Source organism: Lentzea albidocapillata (assembly GCF_000719115.1).
GTDB lineage: Bacteria > Actinomycetota > Actinomycetes > Mycobacteriales > Pseudonocardiaceae > Lentzea > Lentzea albidocapillata.
In genome coordinates this window covers 1-271 of record NZ_JOEA01000104.1, presented here as the reverse complement: position 1 = coordinate 271, position 271 = coordinate 1, and the positions used below count along the sequence as shown (strand labels likewise).

At 64.6% G+C, this 271-nt stretch carries 1 protein-coding gene; it reads left to right on the top strand.

Going from position 1 to position 271, the window contains the following annotated elements; genetic code table 11:
* Nucleotides 1-271: MFS transporter (locus IG04_RS0142030; protein ID WP_030482312.1), on the top strand; the 271-nt coding region annotated here is incomplete at both ends.

The following is a 271-nucleotide window of genomic DNA, read 5'->3' as shown; positions in this document are numbered from 1 at the left end:
TGGGCAACGCTTGCCGTTGTCGTCTCCGCGCAGCTCCTGATCGTTCTGGACTCATCGGTCGTCACCATCGCACTGCCGTCTGCGCAGACCGAGCTCGGTATGTCCGACTCGGCCAAACAGTGGGTCGTCGCCGCGTACACCCTGACGTTCGGAGGCTTTCTCCTCGTCGGTGGTCGGCTGGCGGACGTGCACGGCAGAAAGAAGATCTTCCTGCTCGGCTTGCTCGGCTTCGCGGTGACCTCGGCACTCGGAGGGCTTGCCGTTGGACCGG